This is a genomic window from Caulobacter sp. B11 (assembly GCF_002737765.1).
Classification (GTDB): Bacteria; Pseudomonadota; Alphaproteobacteria; order Caulobacterales; family Caulobacteraceae; genus Caulobacter.
Map to the genome: position 1 here is coordinate 1 of NZ_PEGG01000017.1, position 11,491 is coordinate 11,491.

The 11,491-nt window shown below is 67.3% G+C and carries 7 protein-coding genes; 5 read left to right on the top strand and 2 right to left on the bottom strand.

Going from position 1 to position 11,491, the window contains the following annotated elements:
* The first annotated feature begins 45 nt into the window (after positions 1–45).
* The 3 genes from CSW58_RS01330 to CSW58_RS01340 all read left to right on the top strand — a co-directional run bounded on the left by CSW58_RS01330 (position 46) and on the right by CSW58_RS01340 (position 4,156).
* Entirely contained in the window at positions 46–3,264 is a 3,219-nt protein-coding gene (locus CSW58_RS01330) for an efflux RND transporter permease subunit (RefSeq protein ID WP_099446005.1), read from the top strand.
* Positions 3,261–3,743 carry a Dps family protein gene (locus CSW58_RS01335; protein ID WP_201721546.1) on the top strand — a complete coding sequence of 161 codons (483 nt, stop codon included), beginning with the start codon at positions 3,261–3,263 and terminating at the stop codon, positions 3,741–3,743. The genes CSW58_RS01330 and CSW58_RS01335 overlap by 4 nt, the downstream gene beginning before the upstream one ends.
* Before the next feature lie 77 nt (positions 3,744–3,820).
* A complete protein-coding gene (locus CSW58_RS01340) occupies positions 3,821–4,156 on the top strand; it encodes a helix-turn-helix transcriptional regulator (RefSeq protein ID WP_236627578.1) in 336 nt (111 codons plus the stop codon).
* Positions 4,157–4,274: 118 nt separating this feature from the next.
* Here CSW58_RS01340 and CSW58_RS01345 read toward each other — a convergent pair whose 3' ends face one another.
* Complete coding sequence (locus CSW58_RS01345; RefSeq protein WP_099446007.1) at positions 4,275–6,320, bottom strand: S9 family peptidase; 2,046 nt, start codon at positions 6,318–6,320, stop codon at positions 4,275–4,277.
* Between the two features lie 348 nt (positions 6,321–6,668).
* On the opposite strand from CSW58_RS01345, the gene CSW58_RS01350 reads away from it, so the two are divergent.
* Positions 6,669–9,674: a TonB-dependent receptor domain-containing protein gene (locus tag CSW58_RS01350; RefSeq protein WP_099446008.1), complete on the top strand. Its 3,006-nt coding sequence runs from the start codon at positions 6,669–6,671 to the stop codon at positions 9,672–9,674.
* A 104-nt stretch (positions 9,675–9,778) separates the two neighbouring features.
* Positions 9,779–10,564, top strand: coding sequence for a hypothetical protein (locus CSW58_RS01355; protein ID WP_099446009.1), 786 nt, complete (start codon positions 9,779–9,781; stop codon positions 10,562–10,564).
* 82 nt (positions 10,565–10,646) lie between these two features.
* Here the strand turns inward: CSW58_RS01355 and CSW58_RS01360 are convergent.
* A partial coding sequence (locus tag CSW58_RS01360) for an ATP-dependent helicase C-terminal domain-containing protein (RefSeq protein WP_304441619.1) occupies positions 10,647–11,491 on the bottom strand: 845 nt, incomplete at its 5' end.

The following is an 11,491-nucleotide window of genomic DNA, read 5'->3' on the forward strand; positions in this document are numbered from 1 at the left end:
CGGACTGGCCCTGGGCGACATCCTGACCCCCGCGGAGACCGGCCGATGAACCTGGGCCCCTCGGGTCGTCTGACCCGCGCGACGATCGCCTCGCCGCTGACGCCGCTGATCCTGATCGCCGCGATCGCCGTCGGCCTTCTGGCCCTGATGTCGATCCCCCGCGAGGAAGAGCCGCAGATCAGCGTGCCGATGGTCGACATCATGGTCGCCGCGCCTGGCCTTCGGGCCCCCGACGCCATCGAGCTGGTCGGCAAGCCGCTGGAAACCATCGTCAAGAGCGTGGCCGAGGTCGAGCACGTCTATACCTTCGCCGACGACAACCAGGTGATGGTCACCGCCCGCTTCAAGGTCGGGGTCGATCCCGATGCGGCGGCCGTGCGCGTGCACGAGAAGATCCGCGCCAACTATGACCGCATCCCGGCCGGGATTCCCGAACCGCTGATCCAGACCCGCGGCATCAATGACGTGCCCAGCCTGGTCCTGACCCTGACGCCCAAGCCGGGCGCGCCCGGCCAATGGACCGACCAGGCGCTCTTCGAACTGGCCGGCAAGCTGCGCAACGAGGTGACCAAGGTCGAGGATGTCGGCCTGACCTTCATCGTCGGCGGCCGGCCCCAGGAGATCCGCGTCGAGCCCGATCCGGCCAAGCTGGCGCAACATGGCGTGGCGCTGGGCGTGCTGATGGACACCATCCGCCAGGCCAATCGGGCCTTTCCGGCCGGTCAGGTCCGCAATGGCGGCCAGGCCCTGGAGGTCACCACCGGCCAGACCCTGACCAACGCCACCCAGATCGGCCTGCTGGCCCTGCCCTCGATCAAGGGTCAGAGCGTCTATGTCCGCGACGTCGCCCGGGTCATCGAGGCGCCGCGCGAGGACCAGGCCCGCGTCTGGCGCTATACCCGCGCCGAACAGGGCTGGAGCCAGGCGCCGGCCGTCAGCCTGGCGATCGCCAAGCGCAAGGGCGCCAACGCCGTGGTCGTCTCCCATGCCGTTCTGGCCCGGGTCGAGGCCCTGAAGGGCACCCTGTTGCCCGACAGCCTGACGGTGGCGGTGACCCGCGACTATGGCGAAAGCGCCAACGAAAAGGCCAATGAGCTCTTGTTCCACCTGGGCCTGGCGACCCTGTCGATCGTGGTCCTGATCGGCTTCGCGATCGGCTGGCGGGAGGCCGCCGTCACCGCCGTGGTCATTCCGACCACCATTCTGCTGACCCTCTTCGCCTCCAACCTGATGGGCTACACCATCAATCGCGTCAGCCTGTTCGCCCTGATCTTCTCGATCGGCATCCTGGTCGACGACGCCATCGTCATGATCGAGAACATCGCCCGACACTGGGCGATGGCCGACGGGCGCAGCCGCGTCGACGCGGCCGTGGACGCGGTGGCCGAGGTCGGCAATCCCACCGTCGTGGCCACCCTGACCGTCGTCTCGGCCCTGCTGCCGATGCTGTTCGTCTCGGGCCTGATGGGCCCCTACATGGCGCCAATCCCGGTCAACGCCTCGGCGGCCATGGTGTTCTCGTTCTTCGTCGCGGTGATCATCGCCCCCTGGCTGATGGTGCGCTTCGCCCGCAAGACCCTGGCGGCCGGCGGCCATGCCCATGACGGCGAAGGCAAGCTCGGCGCGCTCTATCGCAAGGTGGCGGGCCGGGTGATCGCCACCCGCCGGAGCGCCTGGACCTTCCTGATCGCCGTGGGCCTGGCCACCCTGCTGGCCTGCGCCATGTTCGCCACCAAGACCGTGACCGTCAAACTGCTGCCGTTCGACAACAAGTCCGAGCTGCAGGTGGTCCTCGACCTCCCCGAGGGCGCGACCCTGGAAGCGACCCAGCGGGCCCTGGCCGACGCCGCCGTCGTGACCGGCGCCCTGCCGGAGGTCATCGCCATCGAGGCCTATGCCGGCACCGCCTCGCCGTTCAACTTCAACGGCCTGGTGCGCCACTACTATCAGCGCAACCGGCCCGAGATGGGCGATCTCTCCGTCGCCCTGGCCGCCAAGGGCGACCGCCATCGCAGCAGCCACGTCATCGCCCTGGACCTGCGACGCCGCCTGGCCCAGGTGGCCCTGCCGGCCGGATCGACCCTCAAGGTCGTCGAGGCGCCGCCCGGCCCGCCGGTGATGGCCACCCTGCTGGCCGAGATCTACGGACCCGACGCCGCCACCCGCCGCGCCGTGGCCGAACGGGTCAAGGCCGCCTTCCGGGCCGTGCCCTATATCGTCGACATCGACGACAGCTATGGCGTGCCCCGGCCAGGCCTGCGCCTGGTCCCGGACCGCGATCGTCTCGAGGCGCTGAAGGTCGCTGACCGCGACGTCCAGGACTCCGTCGCCGCCGCCCTCAACGGCCAGGTGGTCGGCTACGCCCATCGCGGGCAAGGCCGCGACCCGCTGGAGATCGCCGTGCGCCTGCCGCAGTCGGCGCGCAGCTGGGGCGAGGGCCTCAGCGCCATGCCGGTAGCGGTGTCGGCCGGGGCCGACGGCGGCCGTCTGGTGTCGCTGGGCGAGGTCGTCACCGCCAGTCGCGAGCCGGGCTCGACCCACATTTTCCGCCGCGACGGACGCGATGTCGACATGGTCATGGCCGAACTGGCCGGAGCCTATGAGGCGCCGATCTACGGCATGATGGCCGTCGACAAGGCCCTCCGCGAAGGCGACTGGAAGGACGTGCCCAAGCCCGACATCCGCATGCACGGCCAACCCACCGACGAGAGCCGACCCACGGTGCTGTGGGACGGCGAATGGGAGATCACCTGGGTGACCTTCCGGGACATGGGCGCGGCGTTCGGGGTGGCGATCCTGGGCATCTATGTTCTGGTCGTCGCCCAGTTCAAGAGCTTCCGCCTGCCTCTGGTGATCCTGACCCCGATCCCCCTGACCCTGGTCGGCATCGTCATCGGCCACATCCTGTTCCGAGCCCCGTTCACCGCCACCTCGATGATCGGCTTCATCGCCCTGGCGGGGATCATCGTGCGAAACTCGATCCTGCTGGTCGATTTCATCCGGCACACCCAGACCGGCGACCGGCCGCTGCGCGAGGTGCTGCTGGAGGCAGGCGCGATCCGCTTCAAGCCCATCGTGCTGACGGCGGCGGCGGCGATGATCGGGGCGGCGGTGATCCTGACCGACCCGATCTTCCAGGGCCTGGCGATCTCGCTGCTGTTTGGTTTGGCCTCATCGACCCTGCTGACCGTGCTGGTCATTCCGGCTATCTACATCGTCCTGCGCGATGACAACCGCCCGCAGGTTCTCAAGGAGTGGACATGACGAGCTTGGACATCGATATCGGCATCGCATCGCCGGAGCGTCAGGCCATCGCCGACGGACTCTCCCGACTGCTGGCCGACAGCTACACCCTGTACCTGAAGACCCATAACTATCACTGGAACGTCACCGGCCCGATGTTCCAGACCCTGCACACCATGTTCATGACCCAGTACACCGAGCTGGGTTTGGCGGTCGACGACATCGCCGAGCGGATCCGCGCCTTGGGGCATCCCGCCCCCGGCAGCTACGCCGCCTTCGCCAGGCTCTCCAGCATCGCCGAGGAGGACGCCGTTCCGCCGTCGCGCGAGATGATCATCAATCTGGTTAAGGGGCACGAGACGGTGACGCGCACGGCCCGGGGTATCTTCCCGATCGCTGAGGCGGCCAGCGACGAGCCCACCTGCGACCTGCTGACCCAGCGCATGCAGGTCTCCGAGAAGACCGCCTGGATGCTGCGTAGCCTGCTCGCCCCGGCCTAAGCTCAGTGCGACAAACGGCGTGGGGCAGACCGTCCCACGCCCCTTGAACCTCCATGCCTATCTTCTACATTAGGCATATGACCAGCACCGCCCCCCTCGCCTCCCTGGACGACGTCCAGGACCTCGCCGCCAGCGCCCAGGCCGCCGCCCGGCTGCTCAAGCTGCTGGCCAGCGAGCAGCGTCTGCTGATCCTCTGTCGGCTGATCGATGGCGAGGCCTCGGTCGGCGATCTGGCCCTGCATATCGGCCTGGCCCAGTCGGCCACCTCGCAGCATCTGGCCAAGATGCGGGCCGAGGGGCTGGTCGCCACCCGGCGCGAGGCCCAGACCATCTTCTACCGCCTGGCCGACCCGGCCGCGGTACGGGTGCTGGAAACCCTCTGCGACGTCTATCGCGGCGCCGGCGCCCGCTGAGCCCGGCTCTCGCCTGACCCAGTCCCCGGCCTAGCCGGAGCCTGGGCCCTGAAACCGAAAAAGCCCCGCCCCGGATCACGGGGCGGGGCTTCGCGGTGTTTGGGGGCTGGAGGGGTCTCTAGAGGCCGCCCGGTCCGCATTCGGTGTTGAGGTACTTTTCGACCTCGACCATCTGGGTTTCGATCATCTCCGGGGTCATGCTGATGAACTGGTGGCCGGCGTCCTTGATCTCCAGATAGCGGTGGGGCTTGCCCGCCGCCTTCAGTTCCTCGACGAACCGCCGCGACTGCTTGACGTCGACGATCTGGTCGCGGTCGCCGTGATAGATGAACAGCGGGATCTTGGCCTCGCGCGCCTGCTTCAAGGGATCCAGCCCGTCGATGGTCGGGTTCTGGAACTCGCGCTGGAAGCGGTTGTCGTAGGTTTCCCGCTTGATGCTGGCCAGGTCGCCCGCGCCCGCGCCCGAAACCGCGCACTGATAGAGGGCGTTGGGCCGGATGGCGGCGGCCAGGGCCGCGTAGCCGCCATAGGAATAGCCGAACATGGCGACCCGGTCAGGCGCGGCGATCTTCTGGTCGATCAGCCATTTGACGCCGTCGTCCTTGTCGTCCTGCATGGTCTGGCCCCACTGGCCGTCGCCGGCCCGCCACAGCTTCTGGCCCCAGCCTTCCGAGCCACGGAACTGCGGCTGCAGCACGGCGTAGCCGCGGCTGGCGAAGTACTGGACCCAACCGGAGAAATCCCAGTCGAGATTGTCGCGCGCCCAGGGGCCGCCGTGCGGCTCGATCAAGGTCGGATAGGGTCCGGGGCCGAACTTGTCGGCCGGCGGGGTGGTCAGGAAGGCCGGGATCATCAGGCCGTCGCGGGCCTTGTACTGCACCAGCTTCGTCGCCCCCAGGGCGGCGGCGTCGATGGTCGGGCGGGACTTGCCCAGCAGTTTCAGCTCGCCGGCGGCGTTGAGCAGATAATAGTCGCCCGGATTGGTCGGACCGCTGTTTTCCACGACGAAGTACTTCAGGTCCTCGGACCAGTCGGTGATGGTGGCGGCCGTGCCGTCCAGGGCCGAGAACCGCGAGGTTTCGCCGGTGGCCGGATCGGTCCAGGCGACCGGGGTGGTCTTGGTCTTCAGCGCGCCCTGCAGGCTCTTGTTCAGCGAAGCCAGCTTGTCGTCGACCCAGTAGGTGGTGGTGGTGGCGCCGGCATAGGTGAAACCCAGAACCTTGCCGTAGTCGGCCTGCGAGGTCGAGGTGCGCACGCCCAGGCCGTCGAACAGCTTGTGCTCGAACAGCGGTTCCAGGACCTTGCGGGCGCGGATGTCATAGACATAGATCCCCGCCTTATCGCGCCCCTTGGTCGAGCTGATGTAGATGATGTTCGGGTCGGGCGTGAAGCCGACGATCGAGATCGGCTCGCGGTCCTTGGCGTAGGAGCGGAAATGCTCCTCCCAGGCCTTGGTGTCGGGATGCTTGATCCATTGCGCGAAATAGACCGCGCCATTGTCGAAGCCCAGCTCCTGCCGCGCCCGGATCTCACCATTGAGGTCGGCCTGGTTGCCGCCGAAACGGTCGGACGCCCGATCGATCCGGGCGATCGCGCCGGTATAGACATTGACCCTGAGGATGTCGCCGCGGGTCGCGGTGCGGGAATCCACCATCAGCACGTTCTGGGGATCGAGCGGCAGGGTCGAGATGATGCCGGCCGTATTCAGGGCGTCCTGCCACTCTTCCTGGCCCGACCGGCCCCGGCCCTCGGGCAGCAGGTCCTTGAACTCCTTGCCGGCCAGATCGCTGACGAAGGCCTTGATCAGATGGGCCTTGTAGGACCCGTAGGTGAAGGGCTGGATGGTGGTGACCACGAGCCGGTCGTTCTTCAGGAAGTCGATGCCCAGGATGTCGACCTTGTCGAGCGCGATGACATAGGGCGCCTTGCCGAGGTCGGCCGTCTCCCAGATCGAGATGGTCGAGATCTTGCCGTCCGGCGAGGTCAGGGCGGCGATGTGCTTGCCGTCGCGCGACAGGGTGACGTTGGTGATCGCCGGCTTGCGGGCGAAGTCGATCGCGGCCGGCGGGGCCGCCAGGGCGAGCGGCGCGGCCGCCAGGGTCACGCCCATGACCGCCGCAGAAGCGGCCGCCAAGCAGATGTTGCGCAGATTGAAGATCGCCATGTCGCCTCACAGAATCATATCGGCGCCGCGCCAAACCGCGCCGGGCGCGGATTCGGCCGCGAGGCCTATCTTGTCGCGATTACTCCAACGCGAGTCGGATCCAGGCCAGCGAAATCTTCAGCCGAGGCGCGGTAAATTCTTACCAATCTGTAATCTATAGTCGCGCTTTCGTTCAGCAGACCGGTCTCAGGCGCATCAAATGTCACACATCCGAGGAAAATTCGACACAACCCCGTCCTAGCGATTGCACCCCCGTCGCCGAAGGTGGTGAAATAGAGGCAACGCCCGCCCACGCTTGGTTGCGAGGTCGGGCTGTGTCTACTCTTTCTGATAGGGGGCGAACGCTTCATGCTAAATCGCAAGCATCTACTCAATTCGACGATCATCGCCGGCCTCGCCGCCGCCGCCCTGGCCGCGCCAGCCGCGGCCTTGGCCCAGACCGCTCCGACCCCGGCCCAGGCCGCCGAAGAGCCGGCCGAGGTCGAAGAGCTGATCGTCACCGGCTCGCGCATCAAGCGCAACGAATTCAACAGCGCCCAGCCGATCCAGGTCATCACCTCGGAAACGACCGAGCTGAAGGGCGTCGTCACCGCCGCTCAGATGCTCCAGGGCTCGACCATCGCCTCCGGCTCGCCGCAGGTGAACTCGACCATCTCCAGCGCCTTCGTCACCGACGGCGGCCCCGGCGCCCAGACGATCTCGCTGCGCGGCCTCGGCGCCAACCGCACCCTGGTGCTGCTGAACGGCCGTCGCGCCGGTCCGGCCGGCGTGCGCGGCGCGGTTTCGGCCTTCGACCTCAACGTGCTGCCGCAGACCGCGGTCGACCGCATCGAAATCCTGAAGGACGGCGCGTCCTCGGTCTACGGTTCGGACGCCGTGGCCGGCGTCGTCAACATCATCACCAAGCGCAACCTTGACGGCGGCGAATTCCAGGTGACCGGCGTGCGCCCCTTCGAAGAGGGCGGCGAGCAATACAAGATCAGTGGTTCCTGGGGTAAGACCTTCAGCAAGGGCTACTTCAGCATCACCGGCGACTACTTCAAGCAGAAGGAACAGAAGGTCGGCGATCGGGACTTCACCAGCTGCGCCGAACAGTACCGCTTCAACCCGGCCACCGGCGCCCGTAGCGACATCGTTGATCCCCGCACCGGCAAGTTCGCCTGCCGTGGCACCCTGTATGATCAGATCTGGATCTATGGCTTCAACGGCTCGTCGCGTCGCGGCAAGCTGCAGTACGACTACTCCGGTGGTCTGGCGACCAACATCCCGACCTTCGTGCCCGGCGCCTATGTCGACACCCAGAACCGCCGCTATCCCGGCGCTCCGGCCGGCTTCTTCGTGGTCGGCGACCCCGGCACCGCGGGCGACGCCGTCACCGACACCAACAGCCCGCTGGGCCTGAACTCGACCTTCATCCCGGAAACCACCACCCAGACCATCTTCGCCCAGGGTGGCTACGATGTGACCGAGAGCATCGAGCTCTATACCGAAGTGCTGCTGAACCGTCGCGAGAGCAAGTCGCACGATATCCGCCAGTTCTGGACCTACCTCTATACCGGCGACTACGGCGACCCCTTCTCGGCCGGCTTCACGGGCCCCTACATCCTCAGCCCGACCCCGGTCACCGACAAGTTCGACCAAGGCCAGAAGGTCGACTACATGCGCGGCGTCGTCGGCCTGAAGGGCGACTTCGGTTCGTTCCTGCAGGGCTGGGACTGGGATATCTTCACCCAGGTCAGCCGTTCGGACGGCGAATACAGCCAGGAAGTCATTCTCGCCGACGCCGTCTACTCGTCGGACGGCCGCAGCGATGACGGCTCCTTCGGTCTGTTCAATGAGAATTCGATCCCGCGCCCGACCGCTTCGTGCGTCGGCTACAAGACGCCGGTCTCGAACCGCTCCTGCGTCGACGTGTCGTGGGTCAGCCCTGACTTCCTCGCCGGCAAATATACCGCCGCCGAAGAAGCCTTCCTGTTCGACACCGAGGTCGGCAAGACCGTCTATGACCAGATCGCGGTCGAAGGTTCGGTCTCGGGCAACCTCTTCACCCTGCCGGCCGGCAGCGTGGGCGCCGCCTTCGGCTTCCACATGCGCAAGGACAAGATCAGCGACACCCCCGGGGCCGTGTCTCTGGCCGGCAACAGCTGGGGCCTGTCCACCGCCGGCATCACCAAGGGCGAAGACAAGACCAAGGAAGTGTTCGCCGAACTCGACATTCCGCTGATCAAGGCCATGCCGTTCGTTGACCGCCTGGATCTGTCACTGTCGGGCCGCTACACCGACGTCGACTCCTACGGCAGCAACAGCACCTACAAGGTCGGCCTGAACTGGCAGGTCATGCCGTCCCTGCGGGTTCGCGCCACCAAGGGCACCTCGTTCCGCGCTCCGGCCCTGTTCGAACTGTACCTGGCCAACCAGACCTCGTTCGCCTCGCAGCGCTTGGTCGATCCCTGCGTGAACTGGGCCAACAACCTGCTGGCCGGCACCTTGCCGCAGCGGATCGCCGACAACTGCCAGGCCGCCGGCGTCCCCGGCGACCAGAGCGGCAACGGGTCGAGCGCCACGGTCGTCTCCGGCGGCGGCAAGGGTCTGCTCGAGGCTGAAACCTCGGACGCCAAGACCCTCGGCGTGATCTGGAGCCCCAGCTTCGCCAACCTGCAAGTGGCCGTCGACTACTTCGAAATCGAAGTGAACGACGAAGTCACCAAGCTGGGCGCCGCCAATATCGTCGCCGGCTGCTACAACTCCGAAACCTTCCCGACGGACCCGCTGTGCAACCAGTTCACCCGTCAGGCCGGCACCTTCTACATCGAGGAAGTTCAGGACAACTATCTGAACGTCGCGAGCCAGGTGAACCGCGGTATCGATCTGACCATCGACTACGGCTACGAGTTCGACTTCGGTAAGTTCAACGTCAACCTGCAGTCGACCTGGCAGCTGGAAGACACGACCGAGCTGTTCGCCGGCAACGAAGTCGACACCAACGGCGACGTGGGTGATCCCGACTGGACCGGCTCGATGAACCTGCGCTTCGACCGTGGCGACTGGACCGGCTTCTGGGCGATCGACGCCATCGGCAAGGCCTCGGAAGCCGAAGACATCGGCGACACCAACGCGGCGAAGACCATCGCCTACAAGGTGCACACCGAGTTCACCGCCTATCACAGCCTGTCGGTCCGCAAGAAGATGGACCAGCTGTCGGTCCTGGTCGGCGTGTCCAACCTGTTCAACGAACTGCCCCCGGCCGCCACTCAGGGCTTGGGTCAGTACAGCACGATCGGCAAGTCGGTCCTGGCCTCCCAGTACGACTACTATGGCCGTCGCGCCTTCGTGAACATCACCAAGCGCTTCTAAGACCTGAGACGTCCTCTCCGGTTCCCCGGAGAGGACGAACCGGGCTAGACTTGAGCGGCGGCGGGGTCACCCGCCGCCGTTTTTCATTGTGAGGACCCTCCCGCGTGAACGCCATCATCCGCGGCAAGCCCGATAATCTCGACGAGATCGGCCTGCGTTTCGACCGCCCTCGCCTGAGCGGCCCGGTGCTGCTCAACAGCGTGCCCAAGGCGGGCACCCACCTGATCCGCAACATCCTGCGGATGTTCGTCGCGCCCGAGCAGCACTGGCCGCGCGAGTACATCCAGCACGCGATCCTGCGCCAGAGCCTGGACGCCTTCTCCCAGACCCAGCCGTTCCTGAGCTGGGGCCACCTGCTGCATTCCGACGAGGCCTGTGTCGCGGTGCGCGATATCCGCCACATCGTCCTGGTCCGCGATCCCCATGACTGGGTGCTGGCCCGGGCGCGGTTCTACATGTCCGACGAGTTCCAGGGCTCGCTCAACCACATCAAGGGCGGCGCGGTGCACCCCGAGGATGTGATGAACATGATGATCCTGGGCGTGCACGGCCGCATCCCGGCCCTGCTGGACGTCTTCACCTTCAACGCCGTGGCCTGGATGGGCGGGCCGGCCACCGTGGTGCGCTACGAGGACATCGTCGCCGCCGTCAACGACCTGGCCTCCAACCGCGCCGAAGCCTTCTTCCGCCAGCTTCTGGCCGATTGCGGCCTCGACCTGCCCGACGACTGGCGGGCCCGGGTCGAGGCGGGCGCCGACCGCCGCGAAAGCCGCACCGCCAGCGAGAACCTCAGCCAGACCGTGGCCTTCCCCAAGACCCTGCCCGAGGTGCAAAAGCGCATCCTCGACTTCCATGCCCCGGGCCTGAGGTCGCTGCTCGGCTACGTCTGAGCCCCAGAGCCTGTCCCGTTTTCATGGAACCATGAAAACGGGATAAACAGGCGCTAGAATCAAACGTTTAGACGCGAGGCCGTCAGGTTCCGCGCGGCTTGGCCCTGGTGGTCGGGGCGGCGGCGGCGGGGTCGTCGGGCCAGACATGGCGCGGATAGCGGCCCTTCATCTCGGTCTTCACCTCGCGCCATGAGCCCGTCCAGAAACCAGGCAGGTCGCGGGTGATCTGGATCGGCTTGTGGCCGGGCGACAGCAGGGCCAGCACCAGGGGCACGCGGCCGTCGGCGACGCTGGGATGGGCGGTCAGGCCAAACAGCTCCTGCACCCGGATGTCGATGCGCGGCCCGGCCTCGGCGGCATAGTCGATGGCCACCGTGGTCCCGGTCGGGGCGGTGAAACGGGCCGGCAGCAGGGCGTCGAGCTGGCGCTGGGCGTCCCAGGGCAGCAGGCCGCGCACCGCCCCGTCCAGAGCGGCCTCGTCGAGGTCGGCCAGGGACGCGCAACCGGCCAGCAGCGGGGTCAGCCAGTCGTCCAGCCGCGCGACCAGGGCGGCGTCCGACAGGTCGGGCCAGGCGTCCGGATCGACGCCGCGCAGGAAGGCGACGCGCTCGCGAAAGGCGGTCGCGCTCCGCCCCCAGCGCAGGCGCCCCAGGCCTTCGCTCCGCGCCTGGTCAGCCAGGGCGCGGGCGATCAGGGCGGGATCGGGCCGCTCGATCAGCCGCTCCTCCAGCACCAGCCGGCCCAGGCGCAGGATCTGCTTGGCGCGCAGCTTGCCGCCGGGCCCGGTGTCGAGCCGGTCCTCGGTGGTCAGGCGATCGGCGAAGGCGGCGCGCAGGGCCGCCTCGTCCAGGGGCGCGGCCAACAGGACCCGGTCGCGGGCCTCGCCGCCGCCCAGCTCGCCGATCGCCAGCCACGGCGCGCGCGGCA

What these genes read in the sequence shown, in the direction of transcription:
- CSW58_RS01335 (WP_201721546.1), top strand. Translation starts at nt 3,261, where the DNA reads ATGACGAGCTTGGACATCGATATCGGCATCGCATCGCCGGAGCGTCAG.
- CSW58_RS01345 (WP_099446007.1), bottom strand. Translation starts at nt 6,320, where the DNA reads ATGGCGATCTTCAATCTGCGCAACATCTGCTTGGCGGCCGCTTCTGCG.
- CSW58_RS01330 (WP_099446005.1), top strand. Translation starts at nt 46, where the DNA reads ATGAACCTGGGCCCCTCGGGTCGTCTGACCCGCGCGACGATCGCCTCG.
- CSW58_RS01340 (WP_236627578.1), top strand. Translation starts at nt 3,821, where the DNA reads ATGACCAGCACCGCCCCCCTCGCCTCCCTGGACGACGTCCAGGACCTC.
- CSW58_RS01350 (WP_099446008.1), top strand. Translation starts at nt 6,669, where the DNA reads ATGCTAAATCGCAAGCATCTACTCAATTCGACGATCATCGCCGGCCTC.